This window comes from Micromonospora sp. CNB394, assembly GCF_000374985.1.
Classification (GTDB): domain Bacteria; phylum Actinomycetota; class Actinomycetes; order Mycobacteriales; family Micromonosporaceae; genus Micromonospora; species Micromonospora marina.
Map to the genome: position 1 here is coordinate 13,462 of NZ_KB895870.1, position 18,691 is coordinate 32,152.

The following is an 18,691-nucleotide window of genomic DNA, read 5'->3' on the forward strand; positions in this document are numbered from 1 at the left end:
GTCGGCTGGTGGTCAGGTAACGGGAGCCGCAGCAACCTGCACCCGGGCGGCCCGCTGCGCGCCGGTGATGACGGCGAGGTAGCCGCCAGGGCGCAGGGCGGCGCAGGCGGCGGCGATCCACTCGGTGGTCTGGTCGTGGTCGCGGCCGTAGACGCGCCGGTAGGCGGAGCGGTGATCGCCCCGGCCCAGCGCGTACGGCGGGTCCGCGACGATCAGGTCGATCGGCTCGTCGACGCGGGCGAGCATGGTGGCGGCGGCGTCGAGTACCAGATCGGCCTGGCCGGGGTCGCCGGGCAGCCAGAGCAGCAGCGCCCGCCTCGGCCGGGTGGTGGTGCCCTCGATGAGACAGGCAGCCGGCCGGTTGTCGTGCGGGCGGGCCCAGCCCTGGCGGCGCAGCGCCTGCAACGCCGAGCGGATTCGCCGCTTGTACTGCGGCGCCCGTCGGCCCGGTCCGCGAGGCGGGCCTGCTCGGCGAGCTGCCGAGGGGCTTGAGGTAGCGCAGGCAGCCGAGGTGGCGGATCAGGCTGACGCCGACGGTGGGGTCGTCGCGGACCGCGTCGCGCAGCCAGTCCGCCGGCCGTTCCCCGGCGCGCATCGGGCGGGCGCCGTACTGGTCGACCAGGCGCCGCTCGGCCGCCTCGTGCCCGGAGCGCTGCCGGCGGATCTCCTGCATCGTGACGCCGTTAAGGAACGTGCCGTCGGGCAGTTGCCACTGGGTGCGGCGTTCGCTTCGCCCATGTAGCCGACGTGCCCGGGGAAGATCACCCGCCCGGTCGCGTCGACGCGGGGGCACGGGTCGGCGAAGGACAGCACGGCCTGCACGCCGGCGGCGAACAGCAGTTCGCGGCAGCGGGCGTCGAACCAGCTCTCCTGGCGGAGTGTACGGATTCGTAGGTGACGAATTCGTCCTGGCAGGCGCGAGCGCGCACGCCCGAATCGCGTTGACCGACGCGGTGGCTCGATCTGACCGACCGTCCGATCGGCCCTAAACGGCAGAAACCACAAAATGCCACGTTCTTGCAGCTTGGCGATGGGGTGTCGGCGTGCGAGTCGCAGGCGGCCGGGATCCGAGGCCAGCGACACCGCGCGGCCGTCACCGAGGGCTGACGGCGAGCCCAGGCAGGCAACACGGCCAGCTTCGCGGCATGTCGCCAGCCACTGCGGACTTTGCCGGTGACGGTGCTGTAGTCAGTGGTGCGGGTCAGGTCAGAACGTCGCGGTTGCATACAGTGGGTGCTCCAGTCGATGGCCGGCCAACGGCCGAGATGCGACAGGGAAGGCAGGATGGTGGGGGTCACAGCGGATTCCGAGGCACAGGGGCAGGCCGAAGCCTCTCTGTGGGCTGCGCCGTCTGGGCCGCTTCCCATGCCGCCGGTCGAGACCAGGAGTGCTATTCAGAACGGGTTACCCCACGTTCGGTAGATCTCCAGTCCGGTAACGGTGCGTAGTGCTTCGGCAAACTCGGTCAGGCGTCCGCGCCAGCCGGTGTCGAGGATCTTCCAGTTGACCAGGTGCGCGATCGCCCGTTCGACGGCCGCACGGGTGCTGTTGAGGGCGGTGTTGCAGGCGCGTTGAACGTCGGTCAGTTCGCCGCCGGGGCATCCGTGTCGTCCGCCACAGCGGACCAGCCGACGTTCTGAATAGCGCTCAGGGCGTGAGGCGGATGCTGTGCCGTACTCGGGCCCGCCCATTTCTCTCAGCTTCCGACCTGAGTTGTAGCGGTTTAGTGACCACTCCAGCCGAGGTCGGTCAGGAGGGTTCGGGTCTCGGCGGGGATGCGCGGGTGGGCGGTCACTTGCTGGGTGCCGATGGTGACGGTGGCTGAGCGGAGGGGTCGCAGGGTCTTGAGGATCTTGCTGATGCTCAGCCCGGAACGGGCTTGCGCTTCGCGGGAGATGGCCAGGGCAGCGAACACGATGGTCAGGTGGGCTTGGATGCTGTCTTCGAGGCGGTGGAAGACCGGTCGGGCGGCCAAGTCGGACTTGGTCATCCGGAAGGAACGCTCGACCTGGTAGAGGTCGTGGTAGGCAGCGACGACGGCGGGGCCGTCCATCACGGCGGCCTCGATGTTGGTGACGTAGCCCTTGATCCCGATCAGGGATCGGGCACGTTCGACGAGGTCCCAGGTCACGCTGGTGGTGCTGTCGGTGAAGGTGACGAAGCGGTCCTTCTTCAGGGGCCGTTCGCCGGCGGCGACCTTCTCGGCGCGTTCGACCATGGCGTTGATCGCGCGGTTGTCGTGCTGGGCTCTTTTGAACGTGTACTGGTAGACCACCCGTCGGTCGCGGGCCTTGGTCCCGGTGCCCATGCGTCGGGTGGTCTCGATCGTCGCGCCGTCGGGCAGGTGGTTGCCGTGTCGGTCGACGTGGGCCTGTAGCTCGTAGGGGATCTTGCCGGTCTTGGAGCCGACGATGAACCGGAATCCGTTGTCTTCCAACGCCAGCAGGTTCGCCGCAGACAGCATCCCGGCGTCGGCCACAACGACGAGGTCGCGGGCTTGGTGGCGGTCGCGGAACCGGGTCAGGACCGGGATCAGCGTCTTGGTCTCGGCCTTGTTGCCGGCGAACAGGTCCACCTCCAGCGGGAACCCGTCGCCGGTGGTGAGGAGCCCGACGGTGACCTGCGGGTCGACGCGGCGTTCCTTGCTCATCCCGACCTTGCGCAGCCCGTCTTCGCGTTCGACCTCGAAGTGCAGCGTGGTCACGTCGTAGAGCACGACCGCCAAACCGCCGCCGCGGGTGACATGCCGGTGACAGGCCTGCGCGATCACGGCCCGGTAGTCCCGCTCGACCACGCGCTTGAGGCAGCGCATGAACGTCACCCGATGCGGCGAGGCGACCCCGATCTCGGTCAGTACCCGTACGGTGTCCGCCTTGCTGGTCGGCTCGATCACCCGGCCCAGCACCAGCGCCCGGATCGCGTCATCACCGAGACGATCCAGGCCGAGGTCGTCGTAGAGGCCGTTCAGGACCTCCCACAAGATCAGCGAGGACGTGCCCTCGACCACTGCGGACGTCCCGCCCGCACCGACGCCGGAGCCGCCGAGGTCCAGGGTCAGTTGCCCGCCATGAACGCGTTCCTCGACGACCTGCAGCAGCAGCGCCAACTCGTCGTCGGTGTGGGCCGAGCCGATGTGCTCGATGCTCAACACGCGCCGGCCTCGCTTGTGCACAATCTGGACCGCGGTCGCTCCCGAGGCGGTCTTCACCCGCCGCACGAAGGTGCCCACCCCGCGAGACTATCCACGCAGACAAGCCGCGTTAGTGACCACACCAGCACCGATCCGCGAGCAAACGCCCACGTCAGCGGCACCCACGATCACAAGATCACCAGATCGCTACAACTCAGGTCCGACGGAGCATGTCAGGGCATCGCTCGCGATTTTCACTGCTGCGCGGAGAGCCCGCAGGGTTGCCTCGGGCATTGAGCCGGCCCTGAGACCGGCTGTTGTCGTGATGTGGGCGAGAGCGTGCTCATGTGGCTCGTTGAGATGCAGGGCGGTGCGGTGGGCGAGGACTTCCCGGGCGGCGTATCCGTCGGGTGCTTCGAGGACCTCGGTGGCCACGTGGCGCAGGAGTTGTTGAGCGGTTGCTTCGTCGTGTCTGCTGGAGAGCGTGGCGGCGGTAAGACCCCATCGGGCTCGATAAACGGCGTAATCGGTGACGGGTTCCTGTGCGAGGAACTGCTCGATCATGGCGGACATATCAGAGTTGGCCGTTGCGGGTGTTGCGCACATTACGGTGAGGCATGAGCCGACCTGTTGTTCCCACGGTTGGGTGATGGTGCTGGCATCGAGGGTGACGCGGGCGGTGTCGGTGTCTTTGCGTAGGAGGTGGGCGATGATCGTGGCTTGTCGTCCTTCCATGAGGTGACCGCCGATTCCGTTGAGGGTGTTGGCGTGGGCGACGGCGTCGTCCCACCGGCCGGCGAGGGCGAGGATGCGGATGCCTTCGCTGAGGTGTTGCAGCCAGGTCCATTGGCGCAGCTTGCCGAGCTCGTCGCGTGTGCCGGTCAGGTTGGTCAGTGGCAGTGTCCGGCCGTCGACGACCAGGTTGGTGCCTGTGGTGACGGCCTGGTACATCGCATGAAGCAGGTGTAGTGCGGGCTGGCCGTTGTCGGCGCGGATCTGTAGGCGGGCGAGGTTGAGGACGGGTTCGAGCAGGTAGCTGGCTTGCAGGGCGGTGAGCGTGGCGCGTTGCCGGTAGATGTTGATGTGGTCCCAGCACCATTGGCGGGCAAGGTCCGGTAGGCCGCAGTCGCTGGCGATTAGCGCGGCTTTGTTGAGGGCGTGGGCCGCTTCGGCCATGCCGTTGTCGTTGTGCTCGGCAGCGGTCTCGGCGAGTTCGGCGACTTCGGTGACGCGGTCGGTCAGGGCGGGGCATGCGGGTCGGGGTCGGCCGAGCAGTGGGAAACGGCGGACGGCGGCGTGGATGGTGGTGGGGTCGAGGGCGGTGTTCATGGTCAGCTCCGAGGCAGGAACGCTTCGAGTGCGGCGCGGGCGAGGATGCCTTGGGTGTGGGCGGGTAGCCCGAGTCGGTTCCAGTGGAAGATCACGATGTGGCTGGTGACGGCTCGTAGGCCGCGGTGGAGGGTGCCGGCTGTCGCGGTGGCGGCGAGTGCACGTCCGGCTTTCGTGTACGCGCGGTGCCATGGGGCGGCGAAGGGAACCGCCTTGTCGGCTTGGAACAGGGAGTTGTCCGTAGTGGGCGCGACCGTGAGGAGCCCGCGTACGTTGGCGGTGAGCGCGTTGAGTCGACTGTCGGTGATGTGGTCGATCGGGCGCATCTGGGCGACCCGCGCGAAGACGTCGCCGCGTTCGAACCAGTCGAGGCCAGCGGCCTGCAAGAGGCCGCCGAGCAGGAGGAGCGACAGCTCGCGGCGGCCGAGGATTGGCTGTGGCTGGCGCAGGTAGGTGAGGACGCCGTGGCTGTCGGCGCAGAACAGGTCGTGCACGATGCGAATGCCGGAGGTGCCGCCGAAGGCGGCGGTTTCCGGTTCGTACAGGCTGGGCCACCACCTGGTGAGTTCGCCGGTGGCGGTGAGGTCGTCAAGGACGTGGTTCACGGCGTCGACGTGTGCGTGGGCGAAGCGCAGGCGCCAGCAGGGATGCTTACGCAGGAACCACCACCCGCCGCAGAGGCCTTGGTTCGTGAGGTGGTCGAGGCAGGGGCCGAGCGCGGTGATGGCGGTCGTCTCTGCGGTGTTCCAATCGGGAAACTCGACGCGTACCTGATACCACGGGCCGTCAGCGTGTTCGGCGTCGGCGAGGGCGGCACGGCCGGCGCGGTGGTAGGTGTCGACGGCGTCGGCGAGGTCGGCGGGATCGATGGCCGCGGTCGCCGCGACTGTGTGTAGGGGGGTGCCGGCGAGGACGGTGAGCACGCTGGCGGCCAGTGGGGTGGTCAGGTGATCAGCAGGCATGTGTCCCATCCGGTGTGGGCGGTGCCGTGGCGTGCGGCTTCGGCGGCCAGGTGGATGCCGGCGTGGCCGGTCAGCAGCCCGGCGTTGCCGTCCTGGTCGTGGTCGTGGGCGGCTGTCTGGATGGCGGTGGCCAGGGCGGGTAGCTGGTGGTGGAGGGCGGGGTCCAGGGCGTCGGCGGTGGCGTGGTGGGCGGTGGCGTAGAGACCGGCGAGGCCGTGGCAGAGGCCGAGGTCGGTGAGCCGGCTTCGGTGGCGGTCGGTGAGGCAGGCGGCGAGGGCGTGTTCGGCGTCGGCGCGGCGGGCCGGGTCGTTCGTGGCGATCGCCGCGAGTTGGAGTGCGCGGGCGATGCCGGGGGTGCCGTAGCACCAGGACGGCCGGCCCGGTGCGGTCTGGCTGACGCGACCGGTGTGCAGGTCGTCGAGGGTGAGCCACTGCGGCCACCAACTGCCGCCGTCGACGTCGTGCTGGCGCCATCGGTCGAAGTGTTGGGTGAGATGGTCGATGGCCTCCGCGTGGTGGTCCACGACGTGGCCGTGACGCATGGCGAGGGCCAGCAGGGCGAGGATTCCTGCCGCGCCGTGAGCCATACCGAGGTTGGCGTGCCCACCGGGTGTCGGCAGGGTCGGGTCGGGGTCGTGGGGCACCCACCAGCCGGGCAGTAGGCGGCCGTCCTGCTCACGTGGGTGCACCAGCACCGTCAGGTAGCGCAGCACATCGGCGAAGGTGTCGCTGTGGGGCATGCGCTGCATCAGCAGTGCGCCGATGCCGGTGAGGCCGTAGAAGAGGTCGTATTCGCCGAGCGAGCCGGCGCCACCGTGTCGCAGGCGGGCGGTGGCGGCGGTGAGGCGGCGGCGCGCCTGCCGTGCCACGTGTTCATCGAGGGTCGCCGCCGCGGTGTGGTAGCGATCGTCGGCCTCGGCGGCGCGGTGCAGAAGGAACGCGATGGCGGGGGTGCCGTAGTAGAGGCCGGTGTGTTGGCCGCCGTCGAGCGGTCCGGTCGCCGCTGCCCGGATCCGGGCATGCGCGTCTGCCCAGGATCCGGTGCCGGCGAGGGCCCGTTCGAGGTGCAGCAGAGCGATGCCTGCCGTTCCGGTGGCCAGCGACTGGCGGGCGGCGTCCGGACCGTCCATCGTTGGCGTCCCGGCTTCGGCACTGCTGGTGGTTGCTGGCCTGTTCATTGCTGGGTGGTTCGGGCCAGGGCGCGCAGTGCGGCGGCGCGAGCCAGACGGTTGGTGCTCTGCTCGAAGGTGGGGTCGACGCCGAGTGCTCGGATGTGGTGGTCACGCAGCAGGGTCGGCATGACACCGGCCGGGTCTCGCTGCGTGGTGAGGGCGTCGAAGTATCGGCGCAGGGTGGTGTCGCGGGCCTGCCACGCGTCGCCGACCGCCTTCCCGGCAATGTGTGGCTGCCGTCTGTCGGTAGGTAGGTCGACCAGTCGTAGCGTTTGCTCGCACAGTGCGCGGTCCAGCGGCCCGGTCTGCTGCGGCAGGCATTGGAGCAGGGCCTGATATCCCGATGTGTCGTCGGTGGCGAACGCGGCGGCGAGCCGGGCCATGGACGCGGCGGCCAGCGCCTGCGCCGGCACGTTGAGGTCGGCGGCGGCTGCTATCTGGGCGATGACGCAGGTGGTGTCGGCGCCGAACACGTCCTCGGCGGCGGCGAGCGCCTCGTCGCAGCCGTAGCGGCCGGGATGGTCCTGGTACGGCACGAGCGACATCTGGCCGGGCAGGCCCCGGGTGGCGAGGTCGGCGGCGAACGCGGCCAGAGCTGCGGTGACGGCCGGGTAATGCTTGGGCGCGGTCAGCCGGAGCACGACGATGAGGTGCTGGTCGGCGTCCATGCGGACCAGGTCGCGTTGTCGCCGGATCCACCACCGGTGCACCTCGCCGTCCAGCGTCGTGGTGAACGACGCGAGGTGCCGGATGATGTCGTCGAAACGCGCAGGGTTGCCGGCCAGCCGCGCCTGCACCACGCCTGCGCCGCCGGGCACCTGAAGCCGACCGGGCTGCGCGAGGTGCGGCAGCGGCCGGCGCGCTGGCGTGACGGCGAGCATCGGGATCAGCAGCTCCGCGGCACGGCCGATCCACCCGTGATCGTCGGGCTGGGCGTCCTCGCGCAGCTCCACCCGTTCGGCCTGTGCCAGCCGGTGGCGCAGCAACGCCCGGTCGAGCCGGTCATCGAGGTTCAACGGTTGGCGGAACTCGCCGTGGCAGAGCACGACCCGGGGGGGAACCCGCCAGTGCCGTTGCCACGCCTGCAGCGCGGCGTCCCAGCCGTGGCCGTCTCGCGACGGCAGGTGGTCGCTGGTGAGGAGCCATCGTGCGGCGGCGAGAATCGTGCGGCGGTAACGGACGCGTGGCAGGTACGGCAGCGTGCGGGCGGCACCAACGTCGAGCGGGCCGAACACCGCGGTGCGCGCGTCGGCGACCTCGGCGAGGAAGCGTGCCAACGGGGGCGTTTGCACGACGGTGTCGAGTGCGTGCGGGATGTGCGGGATGACCCGGCGGCCGGTGGAGATCTGCACCAGGTACATCTGGTCGGCGTCGGCGGTGACGGCCAGGTCGTCGAGGCTGATCGGATTACCGGTGGGATGCTCGGCGAGCGCGACGACGTCGGGCAGGAGCTGGGGAACCCGGGTGACGTTCTCGTTGTGCGGGCGCCGCGGCGGAAACGACAGTTGCACCGCCACCGCCTCGCCGTACGGCGAGCCCGGCGCGCAGGCGGTTTGAAGCTGGGTCTGCTGGTGGTCGTCGAAGAGGTGGATGAAGCGGCCGACCATACTCGTCGGCGAGCCCGGCGCCGCGGCGAAGCGCAGCCGGAAGTCCCCCCGGTCGAGGGCGTCGATCGATGCGGCGTGAACCGTCACGCCGAGCTCGATACGTGCCGGTGGTATCACGTCTGCCGGCTCGCCCACGGTCAACGCTTCCACGTCCGCGTCGGTCAGGACGATTTCGTCGCGTCCGTCGAGCGCGGCCCGCTGCACCAGGGCAAGGAACGTCGCGTCGCGTGCGTTGACGCTGCGCCAGCTCGGATGCGCGCGGGGCGCCCCGAGATAGCCGGTCGGGTAGCCGAGCCCGGAGTCAGCCAGCAGGTCTCGCACCGCCACAAGCGCGCCCTGGCCGTAGCGGGCCCGGAACCGGGACCGGTAGTCCTGCCAGGCGGTCGACCCGAACGGCTTGGTGCTGACCTGCAGCAGCACATGCGCCGCCTCGACAGCTTCCGTCAACACCTGCTCCGGAATATGGACCTGAGCGTCGAGGCGAGTGTCGACCGCCAGCGGGTGCTGGCTGGCGGCAACGACCCCGCGCATCCGCTGCGCGAGCGAGGCCCGGACCGCGGTTGCCCGCCGTGGGTCGTCCTGGTTGTTGTGCTCCTCGATCAGGTGCCGCACCATCTCCAGGTCGCGCAGCACGGCGGCGACGTCGCCGAACTGCTCGCCGCCAGCGGCTGTCGCTGTCTCGATCACGTGTGTGAGGTCGTCGGTGGCCGTCATCGGCGGGCGCAGAGCGCTGATGAGAGCGCCCTGCCGCAACAGGTTGTCCAGGACGGTGGTGATCTGTTCGGGCCGGGCCGTGGGGAACCGCTCGGCCAACTCGGTGGCGAGATCGTCATACCGGATGCCAACGGCGGCGCTGGCGAGTGCCGCTTTCACCGGCGCCGTGTAGCGCACGGACGCGTCGCGTAGCGGGACCGCCTTGCCGCCGCCCGGGTCGGCCCGGCGGGCGGTGATGAACCGGCCGTCACGAACGACACCGGTGTTGTCGGCGATCACCCGCAGGTGACGGCGCAGCTGTGGGTGCTGCTCCAGCCGATCGATCACGGCCGTCAGCCACTCGCTGTCGACTCGCGCCACCGTGTGGTGGCGCTGTCCTACCTGCACGCTGCCGGATCCGGTGGCGGCGATTGTGACGCCGGCGAACAGACCGAACGGTGTCGCCCGCCGCTGCCACCGCAGCAGGTAGCCGGCGACGGAGATGGCGGCCCGGCGAACCACCTTGGCCGTCACCGTGTCGGGACCCGCGCTGATGCGGTCGAGCTGTTGCGCGAGGGCGGGGCTCGCCAGCGTGAGGGCATCACGGACGTCAGCACGAGCCCACGTGCGCATCAGCCACGGCAATCCCTCCCGCAGCACCGCGTCGTCGCTGGCAAGGTCCAGCTGCGACGGCACATCAAGATCGCCGGGATCCGTGGTGGCGCGCACCATGATCACGCCGGCGCTACGGAAGATGGGCGGAGCTGGCACGAAGGTCGTCCCCTCAACGAAGAAACCGCGCCGTCGGCGCCCCGTCGGGCGCCGACGGCATCGTCGGGATCAGGCGGCCTGGATCAGACCGGGTCGCAGGACTTGGTCGTGCAGGCGCTCGTGCTGCAGCTGCTGCCGCAACCGTCGCTCGTGCTGCACATCATGACCACCAGCGGGGTCGTGGACTCCACGACCCGCATGTCGAGCACGAAGTCGTCGTCGGTGGCGGCGGTGGGGGCGTCCGTGCGCTCAAGTTCCAGCAACGGGGCCATGTCTTCACACTCCTCGGGTAGGCCGAACAGGGGATGGGGCACACCCGGCCGAGGGCGGCTAGCTCGCCGCCGGCCAGGAGATCTGGAGCAGGCCGTACGTCTTCGCCAACACCGCCACGTTGGCCGGCGTACTGCCGGCGTTGGTGCCGGACGGCCAGTAGGCGAACGTCGGTGCCGGCCTGCGGTGGGCCCGCTGATACCAGGCCTGAATCTGTTCCGTCATCGCCGCTGCGGCGTCCTTACCGTGTGCCCCGAAGGCACGGGCCCCGAGCTCGGCACCCGAGTCACCCTCGGCCGGACGCCAGGCCAGGTAGGCGAACGAGTCACCGCGCACGACACCGAACGGAAACCAGCGACGCTCGGCAGCAAGGTCGGTGCCGTCGTCCGCCGCGAGCAGGCAGAAACCAGGCAGGAATCCGGCCAGCCACAGGTGAAGATCCGCGAAGGACTCGCTGTGTCCGACCGTGGCGCCCGACCAGACCTCGCTGCGTTCGGTGTCCAGCACACCATCCAGCTGCCGAACGTCGTCCGGGGCGCCGACGTCGAAGCGCAAGCTGACGAACCGGCCCTGCCGGTCGGGTAGCCGGAAGATCCGCTCGGGCCGGGCACCGTCGCCCTGTAGGGGCACGAACCCCGCCACCTCACTAGAGGTACTGGTCAAGTGGTCGCCGTCGCGGCGCAACGCGATCGTGCGGGTCACGCCGTTCATCCGCAGCGGCACCACGATCACCCCGTCCGGGGCGAGGTGCTCCAGCCAGGCCGGAGGAATGTCCCACGCGCCGACCGTGACCAGGATCCGGTCGAACACAGCCTCACCGGGCACGCCGTGCACCGCGTCGGCCTGCACCACCCGTACCCGGTGCTCGTAGCCCGTCTCGCGCAGCAGGACCTCGGCGCGGTCGGTGATGTCCGGATCGATGTCCACGCTGACGACGTGTCCGTCCGCCCCAACGACCTCGGCCAGCAGTGCGGCGTTGTAGCCACCAGAGCCGATCTCCAGGACCCGCATCCCGGGCTCGACACCGGCTTGTTCGATCATGCGCGCCTGGATGTACGCGGCGCTGACCGAAGACAGGTGCACCCCGTGCTCATCCGTCTTGGTGATCACCGACTGGTCGACGTCGTAGACGACCTTGAGTGGTGTGCCAGCCGGCACGAACGCATGCCGCGGCACTGCCCGGAACGCCGCCTCCACGACCGAGGAAGTGATCATGCCGTCAGCGACGAGCCGATCCACGAGGGCGTCTCGGATCCTTCCGACCTGATCCGAGGAACTCGGTACGTCAGCCGTGTACGTCACTCGGCGCTCCAATCTCATGTTTCTCATGCCGTCTGGTGCTGGCAGGTGCCGGATGCGGTAGCGCGCAACGCAGCGCCGACAGAGCCTGCCGCCTACAAGCAGGTGGGTCATGAACGGCTAGCCTGCCGCACGAGCCCTACCGAGTACGCTTCACACGATTACTCATTGTGAACAGCGCGGGAATACCGACTTACGGTCCGACTTTGCCGGCACCCGCTTCGGCCCTCGGCCACGCGCGGCCGGTGCTCCAATCAGGGACATCGGTGGCATAGTCGGCAGGACCGCCCTATCGGTTGAACGGGGGGACAGTGCCTCGCCATCCAGACACCACGATCAAGCCCAACTCCGCGCAAAGCGGTGCCCGGCAACGCCTGCCCTCGCCCAGACGCTCCGGCCAGTGCATGGAGAACATCGCTGGCCCAGCGAAGCGCGTCGAGCTGCCTTCGTCAGGTACTCGGCGCCACCCGCGACGACGAACTTGACCTCTACAGCCCTCGACGAAGTGACCAGACGCGCGACGACGGCGAAGCGACCGAGCCGGCCGGGAAGCCACCGAGGCGGTTTGGCCGGGGCAAGGGGAGGATGGTTGCGTGCGTGCGGAAGAGGCGATCAACGCGGTGAAGTTGGCGGTCACCGGAGCGGGCCTTCCGGCTCACGACGCCAGCGTGGTGCGTGTGGGCGAGAACGGTGTGGTCCTGCTGCCTAGCGCTGGTGTGCTGGCGCGAGTGGTACCAAGGGCAGCCAAGGGGAGCGACCCCCGTCGGGAGATCGACATTGCTGCCTGGCTCGCCTCGCGCCAGGTGCCTGTCGTTCACCCCGCACGGTCGGAGCCCGTAATCGTAGGACAGTACGTAGTGTCGCTGTGGGAGTACCTGGCCGATAGCCGGCCGGCCGACTTGGTCACCCTCGCCAAGTGCCTGCGTCGGCTACACGCGGTTGCCATCCCGGCAAATATATTGCCCTGCTTATCGCCGTTTGACAGGTTCGAAGAGCGGTTACAGACGGCCGCCTACCTCGACTTCAACGACCGCATTTTCCTGCGCCAACTCCGCGATCAACTCTCGGCTCGGTGGGCCGCCGCAGAATTCACGCTCGGCGAGGCGGTGCTGCATGGCGATGCACATATGGAAAATCTCCTAGTGACGGCAGGCGGCCGAGAAGCATTCGTGGATCTTGAGACGATATGTATCGGACCGCCGGAATGGGATCTGACCCTGACGGCCCTCTATTACGAGTGTGGGTGGTTCACCGATAAGGAGTACGTTGACTTCGTTCAGACGTACGGGTTCGATGTCCGCCTGACGTCGTCGTGGTCGGAGCTGCGACTGGCTCGCATGCTGCGGATGACTTTATGGCTGGCTCAATCGGCGGACAATGATCCGCAACGACAGCGTCAGCTGAGGCATCGTATCGATACGTTGCGAGACGGAACTGCTCCTGCCGGCTGGACGGGCTATTAGATTTGTGAGCGCACAGCCTCCCCTACGTGCGCCCGCGCTGCCTCTAGCTCACCAGCAAGGTTTGACTCCGGCTTTGCATTCGCGAGGATGGAACCAAGGGCGAGAAGGTCATCCCGTAGCCGGCTGGAGTGGACGCCCCGTGCATCTGCCAAGCCAGCCTGTATCGAGTTCAATCCACCGGCAAAATTACCATTGCGTATCTGGAGATAGGCGATCCGAATCATGGTGAGAGCCCGCGATCTGGCAGCTTCCGTCGGATGGTAGGAGTACGCGGACTGCAATCGGTTGAGAAGTTTGTCCGCCTGCTGGTGTTTGTCGGTCGTTACGGCGACATCGAAGAGAGCATGGCCAGCATCGCCGAGAATCTGGCCGACATCGGCGTAGTAGCCCCAAACTGGATTTTCCGGCCCATCCAATCCGCTGGCCGCGAACTCCTCATCACATAAAGCGACCGCGCGCATGCACGCTGCCCCGTCATGGCTCCTTGCATAGGCGCGAGCCTCCACGATCCGAACCGCCGCACGTCCCAGCGGAGGGATTTTCCGCCAATCTGAGTGGACGAGGCCAATCACATTAAGAGCGTCCGAGACCTGCCCGACGTAAGTGAGGTGCCTGCTCAAGGTGGTGGCGGTGTGTGCCCGCTGCTGGACGTCCTCGGCTTCGCTGGCCATCTGAATCGCCATAACGAGGTATCGCTGGGCTGTGCTGGGTCTATCGCCTGAATCGAAGCATGCCCATCCGGCAAGGTCAGCAAGTCGTGCTGCCGTCGACAGCCAGGTGCGGCGTGCTGCTTCCGTTGCCGACGCTTGGCGGGCGACCCGGCAAGCCCATTCGAGCTGACCGGCCATCGCTGCACGGGCGAGTCCACCACCGTGCTGGTGGTCCCACTCTTCGAACAGGGTGATGCTGCGTTTAAGCGCCTCGACATGAGGCGACTCGATTTTGGCCGGTGCCTGCAATTCCGATCCGGACGTCCACGGTCCCGGAAGCTGAGCAAGGGCACCTGGCAGCTTGCCGAACCATGCAGCCGTCACTTGCTGGCGATCGGAGATCGCCTGGCCCTCGGTACGTCGAGGGCTGTAGAGGCCGAGATCGGCGTCTGTCGCGGCACCGAGCACCTGGCGAGTGGCAGTGCGCCGTTCGTGGCTGGGCCAGCGGTGTTCGCCGCGTTCGAGTTTGCCGACCCAGCGGTGGTCAACGTAGTGAGCGGTGAGGCTTCGGCCGGGGTAGAGGCGATCGAGAGCCGCGTTGATGGCATCTGCCAGTTCGGCTCGCGACAGGTGCTGGCCGGGCCGTTGCGGTGATGCAAGGCGCTGGCGGGCCCGGGCGAGCAGCGTGTTGGGCGTGATGATGGTGTCGGGGTGGCGCGCCATCTTGTACCTCCCTCCGAAGCCCGGTCCGGGGCGCTAGTCGAGATGTAGTTGCGGAACGTCGTAGAGGCCAGTGTTTGGTAGTCGACGCATGGCGGGTGAAGCGACCTCGATGATGAGCATTTCGGTGAGGAATTGGACGGTGGCGTCCAGTAGGTGGCTGGTGTACGCGGTAGCGCTGTGTTCCTTGAGTCCGGCGGTGATGTGGATGTGCGGGAGGATCTTCTGGTTGGCGTCGTCCCAGGCGATGGTGCCGCCGCCGAGTGCTTCGACGTTGGTGAGGTCGACGTGAGTCCAGACGGGGGCGTCGGGGTTGTCGAGGCGTTGACAGGTACCGACGATCTTGGCGGTTGACAGGCCGGCGATGAACATCGGGATGTAGCCCTGCTTGATGTCGTGGGCGCGGCAGGCGTCGGCGAGGGCGGTGAAGAAGTCGTCACCGTGGTCGAAGACCACGCCAATCATGCGTCCTGGGGTCAGGTGGTGGCTACGCATGCGCTGCTGGTGCCTCCGCTCGGTCGTCGGTCTGGGATGGGGCCGGCCAGGGCCACGCGGACGGTTCGGCGCGGTTGCCGGCGACGGCGAATGCGGTGGTGATGTCCTGCGGTTTGGTCTGTGCGGCGAGAAGGGCGTGGAGCAGGATGCGGGCCTTGTAGGGGTGCAGCCAGCCGGCGGGGATGAGTCCGCGGGTGAGGAGGTCGCGTTCGGAGCCCGCAAAGCCGTAGGTACGGGTAAGTGTCGAGCCGGCTGGGGTGCGGGAGGCGAGAACGACCGGGATGCGCGCGGCGAGGGTGGTGAGTGAGACGACGAGGGGTTCGGGTACGTGGCCGACTCCGAAGCCTGCGATGACGAGGCCGTCGCAGTGTTCGCCGATGGCGTCGAGGAGCGTGGGGTCGTCATCGAGGCTGACGGTGTAGAGGCCGATGCGGAGGCGTTCGGCCTGGTTCGGGGTCGGGATGGTGAGGCGGTAGGGCAGGCTGGTCAGTAGGTGCACGGCGCCTTCCAGGACGTAGCCGATGGGGCCGGTGTTCGGCGAGCGGAAGGCGACGACGCTGGCAGAGTGGGTCTTGGCGACTCGGCCTGCGGCGTGGATCTCATCGGAGAGAACGACGAGGCAGCCGTGGTCGCGGGCGGCGGGGGAGGCTGCGGTCTGAATCGCGGCGAGGAGGTTGGCGGGTCCGTCCGCGCCGGCGAGGGTAGGGTTGCGCATCGCGCCGGTGACGATCAGGGGTTCGGGGCGGTGGTGCAGCAGGTCGAGTAGGTAGGCGGTTTCCTCGATCGTGTCGGTACCCTGGGTGACGACGATGCCGGTGGCGCCGGCGGCAAGTTCGCGGGTAGCCGCTGCGGCGAGCGCGGCGATGTCAGCGAAGGTAAGGGAAGCGCCGGGGCGGCGGCGGAAGTCGACTACCTTGATGTCGATTCCGGTGGGGCCCAGTCCGGGTACGGCGTCAACCAGGTCGTGAGCGGACAGAGTAGGGCTGACGCCGTCGCCGGTGCCGCTGGTCATGGCGATCGTGCCGCCAAGACCGAACACGACGACCGTTGGCGTGAGTTCTGGCGGGGACAGGGACACAATCGTTCCTTCCGGCGGTCGCGGCGGGTGCGTGAAGCCTATTACGGCAGGGTGCCGATGAAGCGGCATGCCTGGTCGACGCCATCAAGGGAGAGCAGGCGACTGCGGGGCTCGGCGAGTCCGACGAAGCCGTACTGACCGAGGTCGGCGCAGCGGCCCTGCAGCCAGTGCCAGTCGAGGCTCAGATGCTCGGCTAGGTGACGGAGCCGTCCGCCGGGGGTGTCGCTTGCGGTCACGGAGTGAGCTAGCACGTCGCCGAGAGCATTCCGGTAGGTGGCGACGGTGTGGGGATGGTCGGTGACATCGACCTGCCAGACGTTGTCACCGCGTATCCAGGTGGCCATGATCGCGCGTCTCTTGTCCATGACAAGCCCGGGCAGCGCGGCGTACTCCGGTTCGTCGGTGACCGCGGTGTGGATCCCAACGGATTCCATCAGTGCCATGGCGAGTAGCAGCAGGATTCGTTCAGGCATTGATGACGCGGCTACCGCCTGCGGGGGTAGGCAGAACATTCTGGTCATCGGTTGAGAGTTGCTCCGGAACCGTTCGGCGGTGTTGCGCAGGTACCGCAGCTTGTGGCGGAACAGCAGCCATGTGCTGGCTTCCTCCCCGCATTGCTCCCGGGTCCAGTAGACGGGCACGTCGGACAGGACATGGCTGTGGCGGCGGATGTGGTCGGCGCAGAACGCCGATCCCATCCACAACCTCGACACGGAATCCAGGTTCTCTGCGATGTCATGGCTCGCGGCGGACCGGGTCAGGTCTCTGTACGGTGACGCCGCGGCCCGGGCGGCGTCCAAACGGGCGTCGTCCAGCAGCAGCGGCAGTTCGAGGTTCGTTACCGCCCATACGACCCCGGTAGTGATGGCGTCGAGCTGGTACGCGCGAGGGATGAGCAGGTGGGCATCCCGGCCGGCTTCGACTAGATGCCGATCTGCCTGCCGAGAGTCGAGCGCGAATACACCAGCACGATCCGGTGCGTCGACATGACCCAGGACCAGTCGCCGTTGAACCGACCGGCGCCAACTTCGCTCTGCGCCGCACCCGGGGATGGTGGCGAGGACGCGGCCGTCGTCAACCGCCGGGTAAACCTCGACGTCGATCGACGCTCCAGGAAAGTGTTTTCCTCCCGGGGCTGAGATCGTTCCGTGCACGCCACCCTCGGGCACCGCTGGCGCGGAGATTCCGAGTTGCAGCAGATTGCCTGCGGGAAGCAGGCTGGGCCGCAGCCTGGACCGAGTGACCTGCTGGCGGTCAACTGCATCCGGTCCTACGCCGCCGGAGCGTCGAGGGCTGTAGAGGCCAAGATCGGTATCACTTGCGGCACCTAGCACGAGTCGTAGCGCGGCGCGCCGTTCTTCGCTGGGCCATCGGTGCTCTCCGCGTTCCAGCTTGCCGATCCAACGGTGGTCGACACATTGGGCGGTGAGGTCGCGGTCTGGGTAGAGCTGATCGAGGGCTGTGTTGACGGCGTCGGCCAGCTCAGTCCGGGACATGCGCTGTCCGGGGCGCAGCGGTGACGGCAAGTCCGCACGTCTCGCGGCGAGCTGCGCGTTCGGCGTGATCAGCGTGTCCGGATGACGAGGCACCGACACACCCTTCCCGTGGACCCAACCGGACTCAAGTAATGTTCGAACTCGCCCGGCACCCTCAGTCGCGGCCTGTGGATATCGCGCGGCCCCCTGCTGCCATCGTGGCGTCAGGATTACGCAGAGTCAAGGCGGCCTTGAGCGGCGTCGCCGAGACCGGAAGTCCGGCCTCGGCTGCCCTAGATGCAGTATCGCGAGGTGCTCAGGTCTTGCTACTGCTTCCTTGCCGTCTGAGACGGGAAGCCGCGATCACGGACGGCCCGCGTGAAGGTGCGCCATTGCCCGGAGGCGAATCGCAGTACCGGGCCGGCGCTGTTCTTCGAGTCGCGTACCAGGATGGATTCGCGGGTGTCGGCGACTTCGACGCAGTTGCCCTCATCGCTGTGACTGGACTTGCGCCAGGTAAGTTGGTTACTGGGTCGGTTCGTCATATCGAGGCTCCTTGGGTGGGTGCCAGACTCTCCGCCGCAGCGCGGAGGAGAAGTATGCTTGACTCGGGAGACAGCGCTGCGGCCTTGAGTCGGCTGTGCAGGCCCACATAGGGTTCCAGCTCATCTGGATCGGTGTGGATCATGTCGCGGGTCAGGGTGTCGACCGCGACAGCCCGTGAGCTTTGCGGGTCGTGATAGCGATAGATCGAGTACGCCGACCGGGGCGCGCTGTGACCTGTGATCGACGTGTCGGACGGCAGCACCTGGACGACCACGGATGACGGGTGATTCGTGCATACGGCGATGACGTGTCGAAGCTGCTCCGCGACGACGACGGGGTCAGCGGCGCGCCGTCGGATCGCACCCTCGTCGATGACGGCTTCGTAGCGCGGCCCGCCGGCGGCGAGCACCAGGCTTTGCCGGCGGGCGCGGGCGGCGACCGCGGTAGCGGGGTCGAACCTGTCGCTATGGCGGGCGGGTTCGCTGCGTAGCCGCGCAGCGGCGTAGGCGGGTGTCTGGAGCAGGCCGGGGATCAGTGAAATGGCGAATTCGGTGATCGTTCTGGTGCCGCTTTCCAGATCCGCGTAGATGGCCTGCCGGGTTCCCATCCGTTGGGCGTCGGCCATCCACCACCCGCGCGCCCAACCGTCGGCGGCGGCGTCCATAATCGCGGCCCGTCGATTCACGCCTACTGTGAGGTAGTCGCAGATTCCGCTGACGAGATCGATGTCAGGGCCCAGGGCCTGATCAAGTTCCGTAGACGTCGGAATCGTTGGTGATGCCCAGGATGGGCAGTGCTCGTTGGGGTTCGTCGCGGATCGCTCGGGTGGTCTTGGCGATGTTGTCGGCTCCGAGGGTTTTCAGCACGCCGATGGCGAGGTTACGCAGCGTTGCCATGGCCCGGGGTGCGGTTCCGGCGTGGACGGTGGAGGCGTCCTCGGCGAAGGTGACATCCCTGATGTGGTGTGAGGAGTTTTCCACTGCCCAGTGCCCGCGGATCGCGGTGGCCAGGTCGGCTGGGCTGGCCTGGTG

Annotated in this window: 17 protein-coding genes and 1 pseudogene; 2 read left to right on the forward strand and 16 right to left on the reverse strand. The window is 68.1% G+C overall.

Annotation, left to right across the window (positions count from 1 at the left end; translation table 11 throughout):
• Positions 1-12: 12 nt before the first annotated feature.
• Positions 13-405: an SAM-dependent methyltransferase gene (locus C569_RS0127915; RefSeq protein WP_018789015.1), complete on the reverse strand. Its 393-nt coding sequence runs from the start codon at positions 403-405 to the stop codon at positions 13-15.
• Between the two features lie 106 nt (positions 406-511).
• Between C569_RS0127915 and C569_RS34615 the strand changes: the two genes are divergently transcribed.
• Complete coding sequence (locus C569_RS34615; RefSeq protein ID WP_018789016.1) at positions 512-742, forward strand: hypothetical protein; 231 nt, start codon at positions 512-514, stop codon at positions 740-742.
• Between the two features lie 652 nt (positions 743-1,394).
• On the opposite strand, the gene C569_RS32785 is transcribed toward C569_RS34615, so the two are convergent.
• The 8 genes from C569_RS32785 to fxlM form a co-directional block, all read right to left on the reverse strand.
• Positions 1,395-1,691, reverse strand: a complete 297-nt coding sequence (locus tag C569_RS32785) for a transposase family protein (protein ID WP_231394922.1) — start codon at positions 1,689-1,691, stop codon at positions 1,395-1,397.
• Positions 1,692-1,723: 32 nt separating this feature from the next.
• Positions 1,724-3,229 (reverse strand): IS1634 family transposase, encoded by a 1,506-nt coding sequence (locus C569_RS0127925; RefSeq protein ID WP_018789017.1) that lies wholly within the window; start codon positions 3,227-3,229, stop codon positions 1,724-1,726.
• A 108-nt stretch (positions 3,230-3,337) separates the two neighbouring features.
• On the reverse strand, positions 3,338-4,459 hold the full coding sequence (locus tag C569_RS0127930) for a hypothetical protein (protein ID WP_018789018.1): 1,122 nt from the start codon (positions 4,457-4,459) through the stop codon (positions 3,338-3,340).
• A gap of 2 nt (positions 4,460-4,461) precedes the next feature.
• Positions 4,462-5,382 (reverse strand): thiopeptide-type bacteriocin biosynthesis protein, encoded by a 921-nt coding sequence (locus tag C569_RS0127935; protein ID WP_018789019.1) that lies wholly within the window; start codon positions 5,380-5,382, stop codon positions 4,462-4,464.
• 20 nt (positions 5,383-5,402) lie between these two features.
• Positions 5,403-6,551 carry a lanthionine synthetase C family protein gene (locus tag C569_RS0127940; protein ID WP_018789020.1) on the reverse strand — a complete coding sequence of 383 codons (1,149 nt, stop codon included), beginning with the start codon at positions 6,549-6,551 and terminating at the stop codon, positions 5,403-5,405.
• Positions 6,552-6,595: 44 nt separating this feature from the next.
• A complete protein-coding gene (locus C569_RS0127945) occupies positions 6,596-9,664 on the reverse strand; it encodes a lantibiotic dehydratase (RefSeq protein WP_018789021.1) in 3,069 nt (1,022 codons plus the stop codon).
• 83 nt (positions 9,665-9,747) lie between these two features.
• Positions 9,748-9,936: an FxLD family lanthipeptide gene (locus C569_RS0127950; RefSeq protein WP_018789022.1), complete on the reverse strand. Its 189-nt coding sequence runs from the start codon at positions 9,934-9,936 to the stop codon at positions 9,748-9,750.
• A gap of 58 nt (positions 9,937-9,994) precedes the next feature.
• Positions 9,995-11,263 (reverse strand): methyltransferase, FxLD system, encoded by a 1,269-nt coding sequence (gene fxlM / locus C569_RS0127955; RefSeq protein ID WP_369754139.1) that lies wholly within the window; start codon positions 11,261-11,263, stop codon positions 9,995-9,997.
• Between the two features lie 563 nt (positions 11,264-11,826).
• Between fxlM and C569_RS0127960 the strand changes: the two genes are divergently transcribed.
• Positions 11,827-12,696: a phosphotransferase enzyme family protein gene (locus tag C569_RS0127960; protein ID WP_018789024.1), complete on the forward strand. Its 870-nt coding sequence runs from the start codon at positions 11,827-11,829 to the stop codon at positions 12,694-12,696.
• Here C569_RS0127960 and C569_RS33460 read toward each other — a convergent pair.
• The 7 genes and pseudogenes from C569_RS33460 to C569_RS33885 all read right to left on the reverse strand — a co-directional run.
• A complete protein-coding gene (locus tag C569_RS33460) occupies positions 12,693-14,069 on the reverse strand; it encodes a hypothetical protein (RefSeq protein WP_155945642.1) in 1,377 nt (458 codons plus the stop codon). The genes C569_RS0127960 and C569_RS33460 overlap by 4 nt on opposite strands.
• A gap of 33 nt (positions 14,070-14,102) precedes the next feature.
• Positions 14,103-14,561 carry a PPC domain-containing DNA-binding protein gene (locus C569_RS0127975; RefSeq protein ID WP_026268746.1) on the reverse strand — a complete coding sequence of 153 codons (459 nt, stop codon included), beginning with the start codon at positions 14,559-14,561 and terminating at the stop codon, positions 14,103-14,105.
• Positions 14,554-15,633 (reverse strand): asparaginase, encoded by a 1,080-nt coding sequence (locus C569_RS0127980; protein WP_036347226.1) that lies wholly within the window; start codon positions 15,631-15,633, stop codon positions 14,554-14,556. The genes C569_RS0127975 and C569_RS0127980 overlap by 8 nt, the downstream gene beginning before the upstream one ends.
• Positions 15,634-15,680: 47 nt before the next feature.
• Positions 15,681-17,228 (reverse strand): XRE family transcriptional regulator, encoded by a 1,548-nt coding sequence (locus tag C569_RS33465; protein WP_155945643.1) that lies wholly within the window; start codon positions 17,226-17,228, stop codon positions 15,681-15,683.
• A gap of 212 nt (positions 17,229-17,440) precedes the next feature.
• Entirely contained in the window at positions 17,441-17,659 is a 219-nt protein-coding gene (locus tag C569_RS32790) for a DUF397 domain-containing protein (RefSeq protein ID WP_081636065.1), read from the reverse strand.
• Positions 17,656-18,285, reverse strand: coding sequence for a DUF5753 domain-containing protein (locus tag C569_RS31275; RefSeq protein ID WP_231394924.1), 630 nt, complete (start codon positions 18,283-18,285; stop codon positions 17,656-17,658). The genes C569_RS32790 and C569_RS31275 overlap by 4 nt, the downstream gene beginning before the upstream one ends.
• Positions 18,286-18,406: 121 nt before the next feature.
• Positions 18,407-18,691: pseudogene (locus C569_RS33885) on the reverse strand (ISAs1 family transposase); the annotation flags it as partial.